Origin of the sequence: Novosphingobium piscinae (assembly GCF_014230355.1) — a bacterium.
GTDB classification, from domain to species: domain Bacteria; phylum Pseudomonadota; class Alphaproteobacteria; order Sphingomonadales; family Sphingomonadaceae; genus Novosphingobium; species Novosphingobium piscinae.
The window spans coordinates 132052-153831 of record NZ_JACLAX010000001.1; the positions used below are offsets into that span (position 1 = coordinate 132052).

A 21780-nucleotide genomic window follows, 5' to 3' on the forward strand; every position below is an offset into this window, starting at 1 on the left:
GGGAGGATGACATGATGGCCCCGATGAACCCCGTTTCGCGCCTGCGCCTGGCTCAGGTGTCCTCGGCCACGCTGGCCGTGGCGCTGGCTGTGGCTGCGGCCAGCCCGGTCGCGGCCCAGACCAAGCCGGCTGCCGATGCGGCCGTGAACGAGGAGGCCGAGGCCATCGTCGTTCAGGGGTTCCGCGCCTCGCTGGAAAGCGCCGTCGCCGCCAAGCGGCTCTCGAACAACATCGTCGATGTCATCAAGGCCGACGACATCGCCTCGATGCCCGACGCCAACCTCGCGGAATCGATCCAGCGCATCCCCGGCGTGTCGATCCAGCGCGACGCGGGTGAAGGCCGCAACGTCACGGTGCGCGGCCTCGGCGGCGATTTCGTGCGGACCACGCTGAACGGGATCGAGGCCTTCTCGGCCACGACCGGATCGACCCTCGGCGTGGTTGCGGGGATCAACCGGACCCGCGGTTTCGACTTCTCGACCTTCGCGTCCGAGCTGTTCAACGCGATCACCGTGAGCAAGTCGCAGTCGGCCGAGATGGACGAGGGCTCGCTGGCCGCCACGATCGACCTGCAGACCGCCAAGCCGTTCGACAAGCCCGGCTTCCGCGCCGCCATCAGTGCCCAGGGCGCGTACTATGACAACAACCGCACGGCCGCGCCGCGCCTCGCTGGTCTGCTCAGCAACACCTGGGGGGATTTCGGGGTGCTGGTGTCGGCCGCCTATTCCAAGCGCAAGGCGCAGGAGGATGGCTACTCGGATACGTCGCAGTCGGACTATTCGGACGCGCTCAACGGTTTCTGCGGCACGGCCGCGGACATCGCCAGCCAGGCCGGCAGCCAGGTCGTCAACACCGCGATCCCCTTCGTCAACCCGCTGGCCGGAACCGGCAACCGCCCGGCCAACCAGTGCTTCTCGGGTCGGCCGTCGGACGCGACCGCCTATGCCGCGATCAACCAGCCCAACGTGTTCCTGCCGCGCAACCCCGGCCTCGGCCGCTTCAACCTTGACCAGGAGCGCATCGGCCTGACCGGGGCGATCCAGTACCAGCCGTCCGACGCGACGCACATCACGATCGATGGCGTGTTCTCGCAGTTCCGCCAGGATCGCACCGACTATGCCCTGTCGCTGGCTTCCAACAACCGCAACGTGAATGGCGCCTCGGCGGCGTTCCCGCTGTTCGCCGGCCGCGTCGACAGCCAGATCATGGAAGTGAACGTGCTGCCCACCGGGCAGGTCGACTACATGAAGCTCAACAATGTCGACATCAAGCACATCCAGGAGCGCACCAAGAGCACCACGCGCACCTACGAGCTGGCGCTGCATCTCGAGCAGACCCTGACCGACCGGCTGAGCTTCGACGGCAAGGTCGGTTTCGCCGGATCGGACTACAACCAGCCCTACACCGTGCTGATGTCCTATGACGGGTTCAACAAGGACGGCTACGTCTGGGACAGCCGCGAGGACCCGCGCCGGCCCTTCATCAATTACGGCTACGACGTCACCAACGTGAACAACGTCACCTTCACCAATGCCGGGACCGGGCTGACCCCCGACATCCGCATCACCCGGGCGCGGGTGAAGAACTACATGAAGACCGCCGCCGGCAACTTCAAGTTCGAGCTCAATGACCAGTTCACGCTCAAGGCCGGCGTGATGTACAAGGACTTCACCTTCCGCTCGGAACAGACCCAGCGGCTGTTCGGCAACAACGGCCCGCCGTGCACGGTGTCCTCGACCAACACCAATGCCGCCGCCTGCACCGCGGCCGGGGCCTATCCGACCTTCAACTTCGCCCAGTTCGCCGCCGACTTCCCGACCCTGGGCGGCTTGAGCGAGACCCTGACCGGGTTCGGCAACCAGCTGGGCCTGCCGGCCGGATCGGTGACGAGCTGGGTCGTGCCCAACGTCGCCGCCTACATCGACAAGCTCAACCTGCTGTGCAACTGCGCCAACAAGTACGGCGACTTCACCCTCGCCATCAACTCGGCGCTGGGCAACAACCGCTCGGTCTCGGAAAAGGACCTGTCGTTCTACGGGCAGACCGACTTCGACATCGATCTGGGCGGCCATGCGCTGCGCGGCAACTTCGGCCTGCGCTATGTCCGCACCCGGGTCGCCTCGACCGGCTTCACCTCGCTGACCTCGCAGATCACCGTGCCCAACTCGTACACCGACCTGCTGCCCTCGGCCAACGTCAGCTACGAGATCCGCAGCGACCTGCTGCTGCGCGGCGCCTTCGCCAAGGTGATGGCGCGCCCGGGGCTGGGCTCGCTCAACCCCGGCGGCTCGCTCAACACCAACTTCGGCGCGCAGTCGGCCGCGATCGGCAACCCGCTGCTGGCCCCCTACCGGGCCAAGAACTACGACCTGAGCCTCGAGTGGTATCCGCGCCGCGGCATGTTCTATGCCGTCACCCTGTTCTACAAGGACGTCGGCAGCACGATCCAGAGCCTCGCCGCCCAGGAGCCGTTCGGCAACACCGGTCTGCCGGTCAGCCTGCTGCCCACCGGGCAGGATGCCTCGACGATCTACATCGTCACCCGCTTCCGCAACACCAGCGGTGGCTACATCAAGGGCCTCGAGCTCAGCATGCAGCAGCCGCTCGACTTCCTGCCGGGGCCGCTCAGCCATCTCGGGGTGGCAGCGAACTACACCTACGTGAAGTCGCGGGTGCTCTACTTCCTGTCGAGCGGGCTGACCGCGACCACCACGCGCGACCAGTTCATCAACGTCTCGCCCCATTCGGTCAACGCCACCGTCTTCTACGACGACGACAAGTTCTCGGCCCGCGTCTCGGTGGCCTACCGCGATGCCTACCTGACCGCCCTGCCGTTCCGGGCCGAAGTGCCTGACGGGAACTACAGCTACGCAACGACCAACGTCGACGCCGCGCTGTCCTACCGGCTCACGCCGCGGCTGCAGCTGACCGCCGACCTGCTCAACCTGACCAACCAGGCCTCCGACCAGTTCAGCGGCGCGGTGCGCCAGTCGCAGCGGGTGTTCTCGACCACCGGCCGCCAGTTCTTCGTGGGTGCCTCCTACACCTTCTGATCCCCGCCCAACCCTGAGCCTTGGGCCCGTCCGGCATTCGTGCCGGGCGGGCCTGCTTGTCGAGATCGGGATCCGCGCGGCGAAAGGTCGGCTGGCGCGGCGGGAGGTTTGCCTCAGCGGATCACGACTGCCGGCAGTCCCGGGTGCGCGGCTGTCCCGGCCAGCCCGGCGTGATCGAGCCCGGGCGCATCGACCGCCTCGAGCAGGTGGGTGAAGCTGTCCGGCGGATTGGGCCCCCAGTTGACCTGCGAGCGCCGGATCGTCACCCGGTCGGCGTGACGGATCGAGACGCCGCAGGTGGCATGCGGCTCGAGCGGCTCGACCACCCGGGTCGGGCGGTTGTCGAACACCCCGCCGGGATAGGCCGTGGTGCGCTGCAGCGTCACGGCCACGCCGTCGAGCAGGATGTCGGACACGCGCGCGCCGCCGAGGCCCTCGATGCGGATCGCGTTCTCCGCGGTGCCGCGCACGTTCTCGACCCGCACGTTGCGGATCGTGCCGACCCGGGTGGCGGCATCGCGCGGGATCGCGGTGAACGAGATCGCCTCGCCGCGGCCCCACCACGGCGCCGAATGATAGCGCGCGGCGAAAGTGATGTCGCGGAAGGTGATGTCATGCACCGACCCGCCGTCGCGCAGCTGGATGCACAGGCCGCGGCAACCGGTCACGATGCGGCAGCGCTCGAACACCACGTCGTGGATGTCGCGGTGCGTTTCGGTGCCGATCTTGAGCCCGCTGTCCTGGGTGGTCAGCACGCAGGCGCTCACCCGGATCGCGTGCGACCCGCCATAGTGCTCGTGCCCGGCAGTGGCCTTGATGACGATGGCGTCGTCGCCGCAGGTGATCGCGCAGTGGCGGATCACCACCTGCTGGCAGTGGTCCGGATCGATCCCGTCGCAGTTCGGCACGTCGGGCCGGTTGCGGATCGTCACGTGCTCGACCAGCACCTCGCGGCAGCCGAGGAGGTGGACCGTCCAGCTCGGCGCGTCGCGCAGGGTGAGGTCGCGGATGGTCAGCCGCCGGCAGTTCTCCAGCACCACCAGGCGCGGGCGGAAGCCCTTGGGGATCCACCACTCGTCCGCGGCGTCATAGCGCTCCATGAAGGCCAGCGAGCGGCCGTCGATCGTGCCGGTGCCGCTGATCGTCAGGTCATCGGCGCCGAAGGCGTGGAGCAGCGCGCCGGGCCCGGAGATGCCCTCGGCGGCCAGCCCCGAGGGGCCCGCCGCGGCGGCATAGTCGGCCGGATCGGTGCTGACCAGCAGCCGCGACCCGGCGGCGAGGTGGAAGTCGATCCCGCCGCGCAGGGTGAGCGAACCGGCCAGGTAGGTGCGGCCGCGGGCCAGCCGCACCTGCGCCCCGCCGCCGACCGCGGCGGCCGCGTCGATCGCGCGCTGGAGCGCGGCGGTGTCGTTGGTGGTGCCATCGCCGCGGGCGCCAAAGCGCTCGACCGCGAAGACCCGCCGCGATCCGCCCGCGCGCCCGGCAGCGGCGGCGAGCCGGCTCGCGGCGAGGCCGGCGGCGCCGAGCGCCAGGGTCGAGCGGAGCAGGAGCTTGCGACGGATCATGGCGGTGGATCTCCGGTGAACGAGACATCCCAGACCTTCTCCCGGCGCGCGCGGCCCTGCGGCCCCGACACCTCGAGAGTGACGACGAACTTGCCGGACTGGGCATAGCGGTGGACCGGCGCGGCCTCGGTCGAACCGGTGCCGTCGCCGAAGTCCCAGCGCCGCGCCGTGACCGTGCCGCGGCTGGTGTCGGTGAAGGCCACGGTGCGGGCAGCCGGGTCGAGGATCCGGAACGACCAGTCGGCCGCCAGCGCGGGCTGGCGCGGCGGCATCAGGCGGAAGGCGCAGAGCTCCGCCGCCTGGCCGTACATGGTGTGGCGCGGGGAGAGGTTCCAGAAGTGGTTGCGGGTGCCCTCCGCCCCGTCGCGGTCGATCAGCGCCCAGGCCATGGCGATCACGCCGTTCTCGCGCAGCGGGGTCTCGACCGAGTGCTCCGGCCCCGCGGGATCGGCGCGGTCGAACGGGGTGATCCAGAACTCCAGGGTCAGACGTCCGCCGCCGCCCGGCTGCAGCCGGTGGCGCGAGGCGAAGTTGGCCCAGGGTAGACGCTTGATCCAGTCGGCCTGCGGACCCCAGGCCATGGCCGGATCCTTGTCCCCCGGCGGGGTGAAGATGTGGTAGTTCTGCGCGTGGATGTTCTGGAAGCCGAACCAGGCCTGGGCCGCATCCAGTCCGCCGGGTCCCGCGGCGTTGAGCGCGGGATGGAAGCGGGCGATCAGCGGGCCGCCCGACCGGTCGCCGTCGACCACCAGCTCGAAAATGTCGTTGCGCAGCCCGGGACGGCCGAAGTCCCAATCGTCGTCCTCCACCTCGTAGAGGAAGAACAGCCGGTTGAGGCCGCGGACCCAGCCGACGCGGATCCGGCCCGACAGGCTGGCCGGATCCGGCCGCCGGCCCGAGCCGTCATCCGCCGCCAGCCGCTCCACCCCGATCGCCTCGTCGGCGCCCACCTCGGCCCAGTCCGAGGGATCGCCGTCGATCCGCGGGATCGCATCGGCGGCGAACTGGTGAATCGCAAACTCGCCGCAGGGCAGGGCCGCGCCGGCTGGCCCGGGCGCCGCCGGGCTGGGCGCCGACCCGGCCAGCCCAACCCCTGCCAGCGCCCAGGCCGCAACCCTCGCGACGCGCAGGGCTGCCCGGTTCGGTGCTCTCCATGGCATCCCTGTACCCCTATTTTATGGGTTCACAATATGGCATTCAGTGTTACAAATTGGAAATTGCAAGTCAAACACGATTCCGTCTGGCCTGTTTGCGCGGGCATGGAGGGAACGGCAGGGCCACCAGGACGCGTGGCAGGAGATGGAGAGGCCGATGATCGGAACGCAGCGCATCGCCATGGCCGCCGCCGCTGCGCTGGCGCTTGCCAGCTTCGCGCAGGCGGCACCGCCGGCCCCGCCGCCCGCCGCCATGACCACCACCGGACCGGAGGCTGCCTGGGTTGACCCGCGCACCGGGCACCGGCTGATGCGCGTGCTCGATGAACCCGGTGCGACCGCGCTCTATTTCAACGAGCAGGCCTATACCCCGCAGGGCGACATCATGCTGCTGCGCAGCGACCGCGGCATCTTCGCGGTCGATCTCAAGACCTGGCGGCCACGGCTGCTGGTGCCGGGGGCGGGGTTGCAGCTGCTGTTCGCGGGCCGCAAGAACCGCACCGCCTATTATGCGGTGCGCGGCCCCGCCCCGGCCCGGTCAGGATCAACCCCGTCCGGACCGGCCGGCAAGGATGGCGATACGCGCCCGATGCAGGTCTGGGTGGCCGACGTGGACAGCGGCAAGACCCGCCGCATCGCCGAGGTCGCCGGCGGCTCGATCGCCGCGCTCAACGCCGACGAGACCCTGCTGGCGGGCGTCAGCGCCGAGCGGGCCATGCCGCTCCAGCCCGGCGCGCCGGGCCGCGACAGCCGCTTCGATCAGGCCGCCTATGCCGCGACCGGTCCGGACGGCAAGCCGCTGACCTATGCCGAGGCCAAGGAGGTCCGGCTCAACGACCGGCTCGAGGCGAAGATCCCGATGGAGATCTTCACCATCGACGTGCGCACCGGCGCGCGGCGGACGGTCATCAGATCGACCGACTGGCTCAATCACCTGCTGTTCTCGCCCACCGATCCGGGCCTGCTGATGTTCTGCCACGAGGGGCCCTGGCACAAGGTCGACCGGATCTGGACGGTGCGCACCGATGGCAGCGACCTGACCAAGATCCACACCCGCACGATGAACATGGAGATCGCCGGGCACGAGTTCTGGGCCCCCGACGGCAAGACGATCTGGTATGACCTGCAGACCCCGCGCGGCGAGGTGTTCTGGCTGGCCTCCTACGATCTCGCCACCCGCCAGCGGCGCTGGTACGCGGTCGAACGCAATGCCTGGTCGGTGCACTACAACATCTCGGCCGATCAGGCGGTGTTTGCCGGGGACGGCGGCGACAGCGAGATGGTGGCCCATGCGCCGGATGGCAAATGGCTTTACCTGCTGCGCCCGCGCGACATTCCCGACGTGGCCGGGATCCACGCCCCCGATGCCGAGACCCTGATCAAGCCCGGCACCTTCGAGACCGAGCGCCTCGCGGACTTGAGCCGCCATGACTACCGGCTCGAACCCAACGCCCGCTTCACCCCCGACGGCCGCTGGCTGGTGTTCCGCTCGAACCTCGAGGGGCGCAACGCGGTCTATGCCGTGGAGGTCGCCAAGGCCAAGCCATGACCCTGCGCCGCCGCGACGTCCTGTCCCGTGCCGCCCTGGTCGGAGCGGTCGCGACCGCCCCCGGCGGGGCCTTGCTGGCGCGTGCGGCCGGGATCGCGCCACCGGGCAGCGGGATGGCCGGGGCGGGGCAGGCGGACGTCACGGTCGGCTGGCTGGACGGCGCGCCGCCCGCGCGCGACGAGGGCCAGTGCTGGGGCCAGCCCTGGCCGCGGGGCACGGCCTATGCGCGGCGCGGCTATCACCTGGTCCAGCCCGATGGCACTGTGGTGCCCTTGCAGACTTGGCCGCTCGCCTGGTGGCCCGATGGCTCGGTGAAATGGACCGGCCATGCCGCCCCGGCCGATGCCATGCGGACGGCGGGTGGGCAGGTGCGGCCCGGACCCGCGCCGCTGCCCGTGCCGCTGGTCCTGAGCGAGAGCGAGGCCGAGATCGCCGTGACCTGCGCCGGCGTCACCTGGCGGGTGCCGCGTCGCGGCACCGCGCTGATCGCTTCGGCCACGCAGGACGGGACCGTGCTGCTCGCCGATGTTGCCCTGACCGCAACCGCGCAGGACGGCCCCGCTGCCGAACCGGGCGAGAGCAGCCGGACCGAAGCCTTTTCCGGCATGGTCCGGCGCGCCATCGTGGAGCAGGGCGGGCCGGTGCGGGCGGTGATCCGGCTCGAGGGCGATCACCGACCCGCCGGATCGCCCGCTGCCGAGGGTTGGCTGCCGTTCAGCCTGAGGCTCTACTTCCACGCGGGCTCGCGCTGCGTCCGCATTGTCCATTCGCTGGTGTTCGACGGCGATCCCGCGGTCCGCTTCGTCAAGGGGCTGGGGTTGACCGGCCGCGTCCCGCTGCGCGGCGCGCTGCACGATCGCCATGTCCGTTTCGGCGGCGAGGACGGCGGGCTGTGGGCTGAGGCGGTCCGCCCGCTGACCGGGCTGCGCCGCGATCCGGGCGAGCCCTTCCGGGCGGCGCAGGTTGCCGGGCGGGCGGTACCCCCGCTCGAGACCATGGCGCCCGTGCTGCGCGGCAGGCTCGATTACGTGCCGGCCTGGGGCGACTTTACCCTGGCCCAGCCCAATGCCGACGGATTTACCATCGTCAAGCGCACGGCCCCCGGCCATGGCTGGGTCGATGTCGACGGCGCGCGCCGCGCCCCGGGATTCGGGTATGTCGGCAGTCCCGCGGGCGGGGTCGGCTTCGGCCTGGCGGACTTCTGGCAGCGTGCCCCGGTCCGCCTCGACATCCGCGATGCCGCCAGCGACACCGCTCGCTTTGCCCTGTGGTACCATGCGCCCGATGCCCCGGCGATGGACCTGCGGTTCTATCACGATGGCCTCGGCATGGCGGACTACTACCGCCAGAACCAGGGCCTCGACGCCACCTACGAGGACTACGAGCCCGGCTGGGGGACGGCCCAGGGGATCGCCCGCAGCACCGAGTTCCGGCTCTGGGCCCTGCCGGCGACGCCCCCGCGCGCCGCGCTGGCGCAGATGGCGCAGCTGGTCGCCCGGCCGCCGCGGCTGATCGCCCGCTCGGCCGCGGTCCACGTCGCAGGGCTGTTCGGGCCCTGGGCCGCACCCGACCGCTCGTCGCCGGCGCTGGCCGCGCTGGAGGACCGCGCCCAGAGCGAGCTCGACTTCTATCTCGGCCAGGTCGAGCAGCGCCGCTGGTACGGCTTCTGGAACTATGGCGATGTCATGCATTCCTATGACAACGACCGGCACGTCTGGCGCTATGACATCGGCGGGTTCGCCTGGGACAACAGCGAACTCTCGACCGACCTGTGGCTATGGTATGCCTATCTCCGCACCGGCCGGGCCGACCTGTTCCGGCTGGCCGAGGCGATGTGCCGCCATACCGGTGAGGTCGATGTCTATCACACCGGCCGTTTCAAGGGGCTGGGCACCCGCCACGGGGTCCAGCACTGGGGCGACAGCTCGAAACAGCCGCGCATCTCCAACGCGGCCTACCGCCGCATCCACTATTACCTGACCGCCGACGAGCGCAGCGGCGACCTGATGCGCGCGCTGCTGGGCAGCGAGGAGCGGCTGCGCGAGATCGACATCGAGCGCAAGACCGGCGACGTCGAACGGCCCGGCGGAAAGCCGCGGCCGCAGCGTCCGGCCGGGCAGGTGGAGATGGCCTTCGGGACGGTCTGGTCCTCGCTGGCGGCGGCCTGGCTGGCCGAATGGGAGCGCACCGGCGACCGCCGCTGGCGCGACCGGATCGTGGCCGGGATGGAATCGATCGCCGCGCTGCCGCAGCGCTGGTTCGCCGGCTACGCGGTCTACGATCTCGCCTCGGGCCGGTTCAGCGGGGGCGAGACGGTGCGGATCAGCCATCTCAACGGCGCCTTCGGCGCCTTCGAGCTGCACGCCGAGCTGCTCGAGCTGGTCGACATGCCGGCCTATCGCGAGGCCTGGCTCGACTATTGCGAGTTCTACAATGCCCCGGCCGCGGCCTTCACCGCGAAGACCGGGGCGCGGGTGAGCCCGGGCGGGCTGCGCCAGGGCCATGCCCGCTTCACCGCCTATGCCGCGGTCCACCGCCGCCGGCCCGACCTGGCCCGGCGGGCCTGGGCCGAGTTCGCCGAGCAGGGCGATCGTCCCGACCGCGTGGCGAGCCGCCCGGCACGCCGCGTCGACGGGGCCGACGTGCTCAAGCCGGTCGACGAGATCATCGGCATGTCCACCAACGATGCGGCGCAATGGGGGCTGGGCGCGATCCAGCTGTCGGCGCTGATCGGTCGCTTCGCCCCCAGCCCGGCCAGTCCCCTTTCCTCCGGAGTATCCTGACGTGACTACATCTGCCCTGTCCAGCCCCCCGGCTCCGACCACCCGCGCGACGGTGATCGCGACGATCGGGCTGCTGATCGACAACCTGGTCAACATCCACGACGAGACCGGCGAGTTCCTGCTGCACCTCGAGGACGGCCGGATCATCGACACCAAGGGCTGGGCCGGGTGGGAATGGACCCACGGCATCGGCCTGTTCGGGATGTGGCGCTATTACGAGCAGAGCCGCGATCCGCGCGCGCTGGCGGTGATGCGCCAGTGGTTCGCCGACCGCTTCGCCGAGGGCGAGACGACCAAGAACATCAACACGGTCGCGCCGTTCCTGACCCTGGCCTACCTGCACGAGATGGCGCCCGATCCGGCCAACCTGCCGCGCTTCCACGACTGGGCGGAATGGCTGATGGCGCCCGATGGCCTGCCCAAGACCGAGGATGGCGGGTTCCAGCACATCGTCTACAACGACGAGAACCCCGGCGAGATGTGGGACGACACGCTGATGATGAGCGTCCTGCCGCTGGCCAAGATCGGGCTCCTGCTCGATCGTCCGCACTATGTCGAGGAGGCCAAGCGCCAGTTCCTGGTCCACATCAAGTACCTGTTCGACCGCAAGACCGGGCTGTGGTTCCACGGCTGGACCTTCGAGGGGCGCCACAACTTCGCCGAGGCGCTGTGGGCGCGGGGCAACTGCTGGATCACGATCGCGATTCCCGAGTTCATCGAGCTGCTCGGCCTGCCCCCGGGCGATGCGCTGCGCACCTTCCTGCTCGATACCCTCGCCGCGCAGGTCCGCACCCTGGCCGCCACCCAGCACGAGAGCGGCCTGTGGCACACCCTGATCGACGATCCGACCAGCTACCTCGAGGCCTCGGCCACGGCCGGGTTCGCCTATGGCATCCTCAAGGCGGTGCGGCTTGGCTACCTGCCCGAGAGCTACGAGGCGGTCGGTCTGCGCGCGGTGGCCGGGGTCATGGCGAACATCGACGCCACCGGCGAGCTCCAGCAGGTCAGCTTCGGCACGGCGATGGGCGACAGCCTGCAGTTCTACAAGGACATCGCGCTCACCTCGATGCCCTATGGCCAGAGTCTGGCGATCTGCGCCCTGGCCGAGTACCTCCGGCGCCTGTCCTGAGCGTGGCCGGCGGCGGAGACCAGGGGGGAGACCAGGGGTGAGCCAGAGCATGACCGCGACCACGGCCGCGCCGCGCCCGGTGCGGTTGATCAACTATCTCGCCTATGGCGCCAACGACGTGCTGGGCGCGGGCGCGATGGCCGTGATCTCGGCCTGGGTGCTGGTGTTCTACACCCAGTTCTGCGGGCTCAGCGCCAGCCAGGCGGCGCTGATCTTCGCCACGGCGCGGATCCTCGACGCGATCGCCTCGCCGCTGATCGGGCATGTCTCGGACGGGTTCGGCCGCACCCGGCTCGGGCGCCGCTTCGGCCGGCGCCGGTTCTTCATCCTCGCCGCGATCCCGCTGCTGCCCAGCTTCGCGCTGATGTGGCTGCCGGGGATGGGCTTCGTCTACTATCTCGTCAGCTACGTCCTGTTCGAGCTGGTCTATGCCTTGGTGATCATCCCCTACGAGACGCTCGCCGCCGAGATGGGCAGCGACTATCCGACCAAGGCCAAGTTCGCCGGCTTCCGCATCCTCTTCGCCCAGGGCTCGGCGGTGCTGGCCGGGTTCCTCCCGCTGTGGCTGATCGAATGGCTCGGCCGCGACAGCGCGGACACCTTCTTCTACATGGGGGTGGTCTTCGCCGGGCTGTTCATGCTCGCGGCCGGCGGGCTCTACCTGTTCAGCTGGGAGCGCGCGGCCGTGGCCGCACCCGAGCCGGCGCCGGGATCGCCGCTGGCCGGGCTCTACCGCAATCTCGCCTCGACCCTGCGGATCCGCGCCTTCCGGCTGCACCTCGGGCTCTACCTCGGGGCCTACATCAGCCAGGACGTGTTCAACGCGGCCTTCACCTTCTTCGTCATTTTCGCCCTGGCCGGCTCGACCCAGATCGCCTCGGGGCTGCTGGGGACGATGTACATCGTCCAGTTCGTCGCCGTGCTGATCGCGATCCAGGTCGCGCTGCGCGCCGGCCCCGCGGCGGCCTACCGGGTGGCCGCGGCCAGCTTCGCGCTCGGCGTCGTCACCCTGCTGGTGCAGTGGACCCTCGGCATCCCGGTGACCAGCGCGCTGATCTGGCTTGGCATCGGCCTGGTCGGGCTGGGCCGCGGCGCGCTCAACTACATTCCCTGGGCGACCTACAACTACATGGCCGACATCGACGAGATCGTCACCGGCAAGCGCCGCGAGGGCAGCTTCGCCGGGGTGATGACCTTCGTGCGCAAGGCCACCCAGGCGGTGGCCGTGGCGGGAGTCGGCCTGCTGATGGATGCGGGCGGCTTCGTCCCCAAGGCGGCGGTGCAGAGCGCCGGGGCGGTGCACACGCTCGCCGCGATCCTCGGGGTCGGAACGCTCTGCGTGCTGGCCGCCGGGGTGCTGATCTCGCTGCGCTTCCGGCTCGGACCGCAGTCCCATGCCGTGCTGATGCGCGAGATCGACCACCTGCGCGCCGGCGGACGGACCCCCACCAGCCCGCAGAGCCGGCAGATCGTCGAGGATCTCTCGGGCTGGCGCTACGATCAGCTGTGGGGCAACAATCCGGTCGGGAAATGAGGGAGATCGTCATGCCGCGCCGCGCCGTGCCGCTTGCCGCGCTGGCCCTGGCCGCCGCCGCCACCACCACCGCCGCCGCCGCGGGTTCCGCGCCCGCCGCAGGCGCGGACCCGGCGGCGGGCGGGCGCATCCTGATCGCCGGGGATTCGACCGCGCAGAGCTATGGCCCCGAGCGCTACCCGCTGTCCGGCTGGGGCCAGTTCCTCCCCTGCGGGCTGGTCCCGGGGGCCGAGGTGCGCAACCGCGCGATGGCCGGGCGCAGCACCCGCACCTTCATCGCCGAGCAGCGCTGGGCCGCCCTGATGGCCGAGCTGCAGCCCGGCGATACCGTGCTGATCCAGTTCGGTCACAACGATGCCGCGCGCGAGAAGCCCGAGCGCTTTGCCGATGCCACCACCACCTTCCGCGACAACCTGCTGCGCTTCGTCTGGGAAACGCGCGGCCACGGCGCGGTGCCGGTGCTGGTCACCCCGGTGGCGCGGCGCTCGTTCTGGGACAACGGCCAGACCCGCGCCGACTTCGCCGAATGGTCGGCGGTGACCCGCGCGGTCGCGGCGCAGACCGCCACCCCGCTGCTCGACCTCGAGGCGGAGTCGCGCGCGCTGATCGACACGCTCGGCGCCGAACCCGCGCGCGCGCTCTACCTGCACTACCCGGCGGGGCGCTGGCCCAGCTATCCGCGCGGGATTGCCGACGATACCCATTTCAGCGAGATCGGCGCGCGGCGGATGGCCGAACTGGTCGCCCGCGGGCTCGCCGCCCTGCCGGTGCCCGCGGCCCGGCTGGTCGCGCCCGACCGTCCCGACCTGGCCCGCACCGAACCGCTCGGAGCCGGCCAGTGCCATTGAGCCTGGGCCGCCGGGACCTGCTGGGCGGGGGCTTGCTGGGCGGGGGCCTGCTGGGCGGTGCCCTGCTCGGTTTCCCGGCCGCTGCCGCAGCGCCCGCCCCGCCCGCGGCCCCGCCGTTCACCACCCTGCCGCTATGGCCCGGCGGCCCGCCCGGCGGGATTCCGGCCGGGCTGGCCGAACGCGAGATTCCGCGCTCGCCCAGCGGTCCGGCCGACGATACCGCCTTCCTCCACGTCACCGCCCCCACGCTGACCTGGTGCCAGCCGGCCCGGCCGAACGGCGCCGCGATCCTGCTGGTGCCGGGGGGCAGCTATGCCCGCGTCGCGATCGGCCACGGCGGCGCCGCGCTGCTGCGGGCCTTCGCCGGGCTCGGCTATGCCAGTTTCCTGCTCAAGTACCGCCTGCCGGGCGATCCCTGGGCGGCCGGTCCCGACGCACCGCTGCAGGACGCCCAGCGCGCGCTGCGGCTGATCCGCTCGCTGGCCCCGCGCGCCGGCTTTGATCCGCGCCGGATGGCGGTGTGGGGCGGATCGGCCGGCGGGCACCTCGCGGCGCGCCTCGTCAATTCCGCGCAGCCCGCCTATGCCCCGGCCGATGTGATCGACCGGATCCCGCTCGGCGTGGCGGCGGCGCTGCTGCTCTATCCGGTCAACCTGATGACCGGGCCCTTCGCCCATGCGCCCTCGCGCAGCGAACTGCTGCGCGGGCGCGCGGGGGTGGAGCCCGCCAGCCTGACCGCCGAGGCCGGGGTGCACGCCGCCAGTCCGCCCACCCTGGTGGCCCACGCGCTGGACGATACGGTGGTGCCGGTCGAGAACGGCCTGTCCTATTTCGCGGCGCTGCGCCGCCACGGCATCCCCGCCGAACTGCACGTGCAGGAGCGCGGCGGGCATGGCTTCGGCTGGGCGGACGAGACGGGCAGCCCGCTCGCCTGGACCGCGCTGGCCGCCGCCTTCCTGACGCGCCACCTTGCCTGAGGCGGATCAGCTGCCGTCGGTGATCAGCGTGCCGCCATCGACCACCAGGTTGTGGCCGGTCACGAAGGCGCCGGCGGGCGAGGCCAGGAACAGCGCCGCGCCGGCCACCTCCTGCGGGGTGCCGGGACGGCGCAGCGGGGTCATCGCCATGCGCCGGGCCATGAAGTCGGCGTCGGCCAGCAGCGGCGCGGACAGCTCGGTGGCGATGAAGCCGGGCGAGATCGCATTGACCCGGACATTGCGCGGTCCCCATTCCACGGCGAGATTTCGCGCCAGCTGGGCCACCCCGGCCTTGGCCAGCGCATAGGCGTTGATCCGCTGGTTGCCGCGCAGCCCTGACAGGCTCGAGACCAGGATCGCGGCCCCGCCGCCACGCGCCGCGATGTGCGGCAGGGCCAGGTTCGCGAGCACCACCTGCGAGCGCAGGTTGATCGTCATCACCCGGTCGAAATCGGCCATGTCGACCTCGGCGAAGGGGCCGGGCCGACCGGTGATCCCGGCGTTGCAGACCAGCAGGTCGAGCCCGCCGCAGGTGGCCAGCGTGCCCTCGACCAGCCGCGCCAGTGCGGCCTCGTCCTGCACGTCGGCGGCGATCCCGGGCATGGCGAGGCGCGCCGCGACCGCGGCGGTGTCGGGCCCATCCTCGCTCGAGATCATCACGCGGGCGCCGGCCGCGATCAGTGCCTCGGCGATCGCCAGGCCGATTCCCCGGGTCGAACCGGTGACAAGGGCGACCTTGCCGTCGAGCCGGAACGCTGCGCTCATGCCTGGGTGTAGCGCGCGTCGACCTGTTCGGGCTTGGCCTCGTCGAGCGGCACGCCATTGTGCCGGTAGGCCGGGGCCTCGATCAGGATGAAGGCGATCCGGCAGGGCCGGTCGGTGGTGTTGCGCCACAGGTGGTTGGTCCCGCGCTGGACGATCACGCCGTGCTCGCGGATCGTGGCCTTGCGTCCGTCCTCCAGCTCGAGCTCGACTTCGCCCTGCAGCACGATGCCGTAGTCGATCGAGTTGGTCCGGTGCATCGGGCTTTCCTGCCCGGGCAGCATGTCGACGATGCGGAAGGCCGAACCGCCCTTCAGCGTGGTGCCGACGTCCCGCTCGCGTCCGTCGGTCTCGTCATTGTTGTCGGCCGGGACCGTGGCCGTGGTCCACACCTGGAGAAAGGCGGCATCGCCGGTCGGGATCAGGCGGGTCGGGCTGAAATCCTCCGAGCGGACGCAGGCGCGCCCGTTCGCGTCGTGGCCGGTGACCACGCGCTGGACCAGCGGCAGACCCGAATCGGACACCTCGTTCATGGCTGGCTCTCCCACTAGACCTCCACCCGGCCACACCGGCGGGCAGCGCCGATCTTCTGCCATTGCTCGTCTGCCGCCTTATGGCGCCGGTGATGGCCGGGCAAAAGCATAGGATCGATAAGATGCCATCGATACTATGCGATGGTCGTTCCGCCGACCGACCGGCATGGACCGCTCGAGATGTCGCGTCGGCGGCCGGGCCTTGGCGCCCGGCGGCCGCGGCGGTGCCCGCCAGGAGAACCAGACCGCATGTTCGAGCCCTTTCCCGGAAACTATGTCTGGAACCTTGGCATGAACCTCGCGCTGGTCTGCGGCGGCAACCACGGTGAACTGGACGAGGTCTGCCGCCCGGTCCGCGAGGCGGCGACCCGCGGGGCTGACGCCAGCTCGGCCGAGCTGTTCGCCAGCTGGATCGCGGTGGCCGACCAGGTCGCCGCCAATGCCGCAGCCGACGAGGCGGCCGGCTACCGGCTCTCGGCGGGCAGCAAGTTCCTCCGCGCCGCGGGCTACTATCTGGCCGCCGAGCGCCTGCAGAGCCGCGACTATGCCCCGCGCTGGGCCGCCTATGACCGTGGGCTGGAGCTCTATCACCACGGCAGCGCCCTGCGCGGCCTGCACGTCGAGCGGGTCGAGATTCCCTACGCGGGGACCAGCTATCCGGCGATCTTCGTCCACGACGGCTCGGGCACCCCGCGACCGACGCTGGTTTCGGTCAACGGGCTCGATTCGATGAAGGAGCAGGTCAACATGGCCGGGCACGGCCAGGCCAACCTCGAGCGGGGCATGAACACGCTGTTCGTCGACCAGCCCGGCACCGGTGAGGCGATCCGCAAGCGCGGCCTGCCGGCGATCTACGATGCCGAACGCTGGGGCACCCCGGCGCTCGACTATCTGCTGACGCGCAGCGACGTGATCGCCTCGAAGATCGGCGTGTTCGGCCTGTCGTTCGGCGGCTACCACGCCCCGCGCATCGCCGCCAACGAGCCGCGCTACGCGCTTTGCGCGGTGATGGGGGCGAACCACGTGTGGGGCCAGCGCCAGCGCGAGCGCGTGCTGAATGAGGGCGAGAACCCGGTGCCGCATTACTGGGACCACGTGATGTGGGTGTTCGGCATGGAGGATCGCGACGCGTTCCTCGCCTATGCCGACCAGATCACGCTCGATGGCCAGGTGGAGAAGATCCGGGTGCCGTTTCTGGTCACCCACGGCGAGAACGACCGGCAGATCCCGGCCTACAACGCGCAGATGAGCTACGACCAGGCGGTCAACAGCCCCAAGCGGCACCTGCGGATGTTCACCCGCGCCGATTTCGAGGTGGAACACTGCGGCGCCGACAATGGCACCGGCATGCGCGACTACATCGCCGACTGGTGCGCGGAAACCTTCGCGGAAATGGCCTGAGGCCTGAGGCCTGAAGTCTGAAGTCTGAAGTCTGGGGTTTGGGGTCCGGGGCCATGGCCGAATTCAGCTTTCACCACGGCGGCGTCTCGGTGCCCGACCTCGCGGCGGCGATCGCCTGGTATGACCGGGTGCTGGGCTTCGCGCTCGAGCGGCGCTTCACCATCGCGCCCGGTTGCCGGGCCGCGATGCTGCGCAAGGGCGCGCTGCGCTTCGAGCTGTTCGAGGTCGACGGCGCGGCACCGCTGCCCGAGGACCGCCGCGTCCCGCAGCGCGACCTGCGCACCCACGGGACCAAGCACCTGGCGTTCCGGGTGGCCGATCTCGACGCGTTCCTGGACGAGATGGCCGAACGGCAGGCCGATGTGGCGCTGGTGGTGCGCGAGGCTTTCGGCTCCGGCTGCTTCATCCGCGATTGCGCCGGCAACCTGATCGAGTTCGTCGCCGAGCCGGACGGCTGATCCGCCGGGTGCACCAACGACAACGGGGCCGGCACTGGCGTGCCGGCCCCGTCGCTGTGCGCTGCGCTCAGAAGCTGGCGTCGAACGACAGGCCCACCACCCGCGCGGTCAGGCCGCCGACGGGCCAGGCGCGGATGCCGCCATCGATGGCGCCGGCGAACGAGTTGGCCAGATAGGCGGTGGGTTCGCGCTGCTTGGTCAGGTTGCGCACGAAGATCGATGCGCGCCAGGCGTTGTCGGAATCGCGCAGACCGATCGCGCCGCCGATCGTGGCGTGGGCGGGGAAGTTGTAGCGCGGGTCGACCCGGGCGGCGAGCAGGGTCGCGCTCTTGTAGACCACGTTGGCGTTGAGGAAGGCATCGACCTTGCCGAACGCGGTGCGGAAGTATTCGCCCGAGAACGAGGCCTTGTGACGCGGGGCGAAGACCAGCTGGCGGCCGCCGATGTTGGCCCCGTCGTCCGACAGGAAGCCGCTCGGATACTTGACGACGTTGTACTGGTAGCCGGTGTTGAAGGTCACGTGATCGCCGAGCCGGCCGAAGGCGCTGAGCTCGATGCCGCGCGCCGACACCGAGGGGATGTTGTTGGCGACCGAGACCAGCTGGGTGTTGATCAGCTGCGAGTTCTGGCTCTGGAAGTTGCGGGTCTTGTTGTAGTAGGCGTTCGCCTCGAGCTGGATGCCCGGCGCCACCGCGTACTTCACGCCCACTTCGAAGGCGTCGGCCAGCTCGGCCTTGAGATTGACCGTCGCCACGCTGGGATCGGCGTTCACCACTAGCGCCGGGCTCTTGTAGCCGCGGGCATAGGAGGCATAGACGTTGAGGTCGCTGTTGGGCTGGTAGCGCAGGCCGATCCGGCCCGACAGGTTCTTGTCGTCGATGGTCGAGGTGTTGGTCGTGGTGGTGCGGTTGAGCCCGATCCCCAGCGAGGTCGAGAAATCGGTGTAGCGCAGGCCACCGAACAGGTCGACCTGGTCCGTCAGGTTGACCGTCACGTCGGCAAAGGCGGCATAGGTGGTGCTCTGCGTGTCCTCGCGGGTGAAGGTCGGGGTGCCGGCACCGGGGATGCAGAAGGTGCCCGCCGCGGTGCAGATGCTGAAGCCGACGCGGGTGTCGGGGGTGCGCGATCCGAAGGTGCCGCCCAGCGGCAGCTGGTCGAAGTTGTAGCGCGCATAGAACAGGCCGCCGACCACGTCGAAGCCCTTGCCCTTGTAGGTGCCGCGCAGCTCCTGGGTGAACTGGTTGACCTCGTTCAGCAGGTTCTCGCTGCGGGCCGAGGCCGCGCCGGCGAGCCGGGTGAAGTCCTGCCGGACGACCTCGCGGTCAAGCTTGCGGTACGAGGTGATCGAGGTGAGCGTGAGATCGCCCAGTTCGAGATCGACCATGCCCGAGAGGCTCAGCGCCTCGGTGCTCTGGGCCGGCTCGAGCTCGGAGCAGTACTGCTCGGCGCGGGCGCTGATGGTGATGCCGCAGTTGCCGGCCGGATTGGTGAAGGCGTTGTTCGAGGCCACGCTGTTGGCCGCCCCGGTGGGGGCGATGGCGAGGACGAAGAAGTTGGTCCCGCGCGTGCGGTTCTTGTTGTACTCGGCGGTCAGGTTGATCGTCAGCGTCTCGGTCGGCTTGGCCAGCAGGCGGCCGCGCACGCCGATGTCGCGCACATTCGAATCGTTGCCGAGCCTGATGTTGCGCTGCAGGCCCTTCTCCTGACGGAGCTGGCCGGCCACGCGCACCGCGACGGTATCCGACAGCGGCGCATTGACCGCGCCGCGCAGCACGAGCAGGCCATATTCGGCCCCGGCCGTGCCCTTGTCGGCGAAGTCGATGCCGACATTGCCGCTGAACCCGTCAAGGCTCGGCGCCACCGACCTGACGTTGACCACGCCGGCCGAGGCCGACTGGCCGAACAGCGTGCCCTGCGGACCGCGCAGCACTTCCACCTGGCCCATGTCGAACAGCTGCGGGAAGGCGAGGTTGCCCTGCGGCACGTCGTCGACCACGAAGGCCACCGACGGGGTCACCGACGAGTTGAACACCGCGGTGCCCAGGCCGCGCAGGCGCGCCCCGCCGTTGTTCTCGCCGCCCGAGGTCTGGCTGACCTCGAGCGCCGGGGTCAGGCGCTGCAGGTCGGTCAGGGTATAGACCTGGTCGCGGGCGAGCTGCTCGGCCGTCGCCACCGAGACCGAGACCGGCACCTGCAGCAGGGTTTCCGCGCGGCGCCGGGCCGTGACGACGATCGCCCCGTCCTCGTCGGCCGTGGCGCTGGCCTCGTCCGCGGCGGTGGCCTGGGCTTCCCCGGCGGCCCAGGCCGGGGCGGCGCAGGCCAGCACCAGCAGGCTGGTCGAGGCCAGAACGGCGTGCTTGATCATTCTCATGGACTCAATCCTCCCCTGTTCACCCGCCTGCAATCGCAGGTCGGTCACGATGATCCGGCGGCGGCCGCACTGCCCTCATGCAGTGGCGGCGGCCAGCCCTGATCCCGTCCTCTACCGCAGCCTTTTCAATCGGAAAACGCGGGTAATTCCTATCTCATCATAGTCAGAAACTATGGATAGACGAAGGCAGGCCGGATCACCGACCCGCGTCCTACCGGCTCGCGCGGGGGAAGGCCCACCCATTGTGTGGATGGGTTGCTATCCACTGGGCCGATGGCTGGAGCGCGTCCGCGCCCGATCGGCCGGGCTCAGGCCCGGGCGGTGTCGGCCAGGCCGCACCCCAGGGCGGTCAGCGCCGCCGCGGCTGAGGCTTCGGCGATGGCCTGGTAGAGCGCGAAGGGATCGAGGATGGGCCGCCCGATCGCGGCCTCGAGCTCGGCCTGCGACGAGACCGCCGTGGCATTCGCCTGGTCCGCCTCGGCGAGGTTGGAGCGGAAGATGCCCGCAGCGCTGACCGGGAGGAAATCCTCGTAGGTGATCGGCTCGGCGGTGATCAGGCCGCGCGCGAGCGCTTCGGCCAGACTGGCCGCGGGGCCCGCCCGCCCGGTCGGGACATAGCGGGCATAGGCCAGCCCGGCGGCGTGCAGCGCCGCGAAATCGTCGGGGAAGGCGGCGAAGGCCGCCTCGGGCGCGGCGCCCTCCTCGCGCAGCGCGGCGAGGCAGGCGTCATAGCGTGCGCGGCCTGCCGGGGTGAGCGCCGCCCCGCGCTGCTCGACCTCGCCGAACCGCGCGGTGTGCCGCAGCGGCGCCGTGGCGGGGTCGGCCCCCGCCGGGACGAAGGCTTCGGCCACGGCGCTGAAACTGGTCTGGCGCAGCAGGATCGGCACCCGGCGCCGCGGCGGCCCCTCGATCGTCGCTTTGGCCGGCAGTCCGCGCGCCGCCATCTCGGCCTGGACCCGGTCGATGTCGCGGCTGTGCGGGGTGAGGTGGTTGATGTGCGGCCCGCCGAAAGCGACCACGTCGGCGACCAGCCGGTGCGCGCCGAGCAGGCGCTGGTAGGTCGCCGCGTCGACCCGCGCGGTGCCATGCCAGCGGAACACGTCGAGCGCGCCGGCGATGAAGGCTTCGGCTTCCCCCGGGGTCAGCCCGCCGGCCGTCTCGGCGCGCTCGACCAGGGCCAGGGTGGCGGGCGCCACGATCGTCCGCCGCGCCAGGATCGCCGCGGCCTCGGCGCGCAGCGCCGGATCCTCGACCAGGTCGAGCCGGAGCAGCGAGGTGAAGACCCGCAGCGGGTTGATCGCCAGGGCTTCGGCCGTGATCGGGCGGAACGCGGTTGAGTGGACCGGAACCCCGACCGGGGCGAGATCGTAGTAGCCGACCGGATGGAGCCCCATCACCGCGAACAGCCGGGCGACCAGCCGCATCTCGTCCGGCGTGCCGACGCGGATCGCCCCGTGCCGCTCGACCGCCCCGCCGTCGCTGCCGCCGGCCATCTCCGCCTCGACCGCGGCGACGATGTCGCGGAGCGCGGCGTAGAGCGGCACCTCGGCCCGGTAGAGCGCCGAGAGCCCGGCCGCGAAGCGCGCGCGGATCTGGTCGGGCGAGACGAAATCGGGGACGGCAGAGACCATGGACACCTCGCAGGGGAGCGCGCCCGACCCGG

At 70.8% G+C, this 21780-nt stretch carries 15 protein-coding genes; 9 read left to right on the forward strand and 6 right to left on the reverse strand.

The annotated features are described in order from the left end of the window. Positions 1-11 precede the first annotated feature (11 nt). Positions 12-3053 (forward strand): TonB-dependent receptor, encoded by a 3042-nt coding sequence (locus H7F53_RS00555; RefSeq protein WP_221773499.1) that lies wholly within the window; start codon positions 12-14, stop codon positions 3051-3053. 113 nt (positions 3054-3166) lie between these two features. Here H7F53_RS00555 and H7F53_RS00560 read toward each other — a convergent pair whose 3' ends face one another. Together H7F53_RS00560 and H7F53_RS00565 are read right to left on the reverse strand one after the other, a co-directional pair. After that, complete coding sequence (locus H7F53_RS00560) at positions 3167-4618, reverse strand: glycoside hydrolase family 28 protein (protein ID WP_185677519.1); 1452 nt, start codon at positions 4616-4618, stop codon at positions 3167-3169. After that, on the reverse strand, positions 4615-5778 hold the full coding sequence (locus H7F53_RS00565; protein ID WP_185677520.1) for a PKD domain-containing protein: 1164 nt from the start codon (positions 5776-5778) through the stop codon (positions 4615-4617). Before H7F53_RS00565 ends, H7F53_RS00560 begins: the two co-directional genes overlap by 4 nt. 151 nt (positions 5779-5929) lie before the next feature. Here H7F53_RS00565 and H7F53_RS00570 point away from each other — a divergent pair, with 151 nt between their 5' ends. Genes H7F53_RS00570 through H7F53_RS00595 form a run of 6 tightly spaced genes read left to right on the forward strand, consistent with a single transcriptional unit; the run spans position 5930 to position 14592 of the window. Then, positions 5930-7321, forward strand: a complete 1392-nt coding sequence (locus H7F53_RS00570; RefSeq protein ID WP_343061831.1) for an oligogalacturonate lyase family protein — start codon at positions 5930-5932, stop codon at positions 7319-7321. After that, positions 7318-10104, forward strand: a complete 2787-nt coding sequence (locus H7F53_RS00575; RefSeq protein ID WP_185677521.1) for an exo-rhamnogalacturonan lyase family protein — start codon at positions 7318-7320, stop codon at positions 10102-10104. The genes H7F53_RS00570 and H7F53_RS00575 overlap by 4 nt, the downstream gene beginning before the upstream one ends. A gap of 16 nt (positions 10105-10120) precedes the next feature. Beyond that, positions 10121-11233 carry a beta-galactosidase BglB gene (bglB, locus tag H7F53_RS00580; protein ID WP_185677802.1) on the forward strand — a complete coding sequence of 371 codons (1113 nt, stop codon included), beginning with the start codon at positions 10121-10123 and terminating at the stop codon, positions 11231-11233. Positions 11234-11282: 49 nt separating this feature from the next. Beyond that, positions 11283-12767, forward strand: a complete 1485-nt coding sequence (locus H7F53_RS00585) for an MFS transporter (RefSeq protein WP_185677803.1) — start codon at positions 11283-11285, stop codon at positions 12765-12767. An 11-nt stretch (positions 12768-12778) separates the two neighbouring features. Continuing rightward, positions 12779-13615, forward strand: coding sequence for a rhamnogalacturonan acetylesterase (locus H7F53_RS00590; protein WP_185677522.1), 837 nt, complete (start codon positions 12779-12781; stop codon positions 13613-13615). Continuing rightward, positions 13612-14592 carry an alpha/beta hydrolase gene (locus H7F53_RS00595; protein ID WP_185677523.1) on the forward strand — a complete coding sequence of 327 codons (981 nt, stop codon included), beginning with the start codon at positions 13612-13614 and terminating at the stop codon, positions 14590-14592. The genes H7F53_RS00590 and H7F53_RS00595 overlap by 4 nt, the downstream gene beginning before the upstream one ends. 6 nt (positions 14593-14598) lie before the next feature. Here H7F53_RS00595 and H7F53_RS00600 read toward each other — a convergent pair whose 3' ends face one another. Then, the gene (locus H7F53_RS00600; RefSeq protein ID WP_185677524.1) at positions 14599-15357 is read right to left on the reverse strand and encodes an SDR family NAD(P)-dependent oxidoreductase; all 759 of its coding nucleotides are present in this window, start codon (positions 15355-15357) and stop codon (positions 14599-14601) included. Continuing rightward, entirely contained in the window at positions 15354-15887 is a 534-nt protein-coding gene (locus H7F53_RS00605) for a cupin domain-containing protein (protein ID WP_185677525.1), read from the reverse strand. The genes H7F53_RS00600 and H7F53_RS00605 overlap by 4 nt, the downstream gene beginning before the upstream one ends. Before the next feature lie 249 nt (positions 15888-16136). On the opposite strand from H7F53_RS00605, the gene H7F53_RS00610 reads away from it, so the two are divergent. Together H7F53_RS00610 and H7F53_RS00615 are read left to right on the forward strand one after the other, a co-directional pair. After that, positions 16137-17288 carry an alpha/beta hydrolase family protein gene (locus tag H7F53_RS00610; protein WP_185677526.1) on the forward strand — a complete coding sequence of 384 codons (1152 nt, stop codon included), beginning with the start codon at positions 16137-16139 and terminating at the stop codon, positions 17286-17288. Positions 17289-17341: 53 nt separating this feature from the next. Next, positions 17342-17746, forward strand: a complete 405-nt coding sequence (locus H7F53_RS00615) for a VOC family protein (protein WP_185677527.1) — start codon at positions 17342-17344, stop codon at positions 17744-17746. A gap of 67 nt (positions 17747-17813) precedes the next feature. On the opposite strand, the gene H7F53_RS00620 is transcribed toward H7F53_RS00615, so the two are convergent. Next, positions 17814-20117 (reverse strand): TonB-dependent receptor, encoded by a 2304-nt coding sequence (locus tag H7F53_RS00620; protein ID WP_185677528.1) that lies wholly within the window; start codon positions 20115-20117, stop codon positions 17814-17816. Positions 20118-20425: 308 nt separating this feature from the next. After that, a complete protein-coding gene (locus tag H7F53_RS00625; protein WP_185677529.1) occupies positions 20426-21748 on the reverse strand; it encodes a VOC family protein in 1323 nt (440 codons plus the stop codon). Positions 21749-21780 lie beyond the last annotated feature (32 nt).

Coding starts and splice junctions, on each gene's coding strand:
- H7F53_RS00590 (WP_185677522.1), top strand. CDS start 12,779: ATGCCGCGCCGCGCCGTGCCGCTTGCCGCGCTGGCCCTGGCCGCCGCC.
- H7F53_RS00560 (WP_185677519.1), bottom strand. CDS start 4,618: ATGATCCGTCGCAAGCTCCTGCTCCGCTCGACCCTGGCGCTCGGCGCC.
- H7F53_RS00620 (WP_185677528.1), bottom strand. CDS start 20,117: ATGAGAATGATCAAGCACGCCGTTCTGGCCTCGACCAGCCTGCTGGTG.
- H7F53_RS00585 (WP_185677803.1), top strand. CDS start 11,283: ATGACCGCGACCACGGCCGCGCCGCGCCCGGTGCGGTTGATCAACTAT.
- H7F53_RS00600 (WP_185677524.1), bottom strand. CDS start 15,357: ATGAGCGCAGCGTTCCGGCTCGACGGCAAGGTCGCCCTTGTCACCGGT.
- H7F53_RS00575 (WP_185677521.1), top strand. CDS start 7,318: ATGACCCTGCGCCGCCGCGACGTCCTGTCCCGTGCCGCCCTGGTCGGA.
- H7F53_RS00615 (WP_185677527.1), top strand. CDS start 17,342: ATGGCCGAATTCAGCTTTCACCACGGCGGCGTCTCGGTGCCCGACCTC.
- H7F53_RS00605 (WP_185677525.1), bottom strand. CDS start 15,887: ATGAACGAGGTGTCCGATTCGGGTCTGCCGCTGGTCCAGCGCGTGGTC.
- H7F53_RS00565 (WP_185677520.1), bottom strand. CDS start 5,778: ATGCCATGGAGAGCACCGAACCGGGCAGCCCTGCGCGTCGCGAGGGTT.
- H7F53_RS00610 (WP_185677526.1), top strand. CDS start 16,137: ATGTTCGAGCCCTTTCCCGGAAACTATGTCTGGAACCTTGGCATGAAC.
- H7F53_RS00625 (WP_185677529.1), bottom strand. CDS start 21,748: ATGGTCTCTGCCGTCCCCGATTTCGTCTCGCCCGACCAGATCCGCGCG.
- H7F53_RS00555 (WP_221773499.1), top strand. CDS start 12: ATGATGGCCCCGATGAACCCCGTTTCGCGCCTGCGCCTGGCTCAGGTG.
- H7F53_RS00570 (WP_343061831.1), top strand. CDS start 5,930: ATGATCGGAACGCAGCGCATCGCCATGGCCGCCGCCGCTGCGCTGGCG.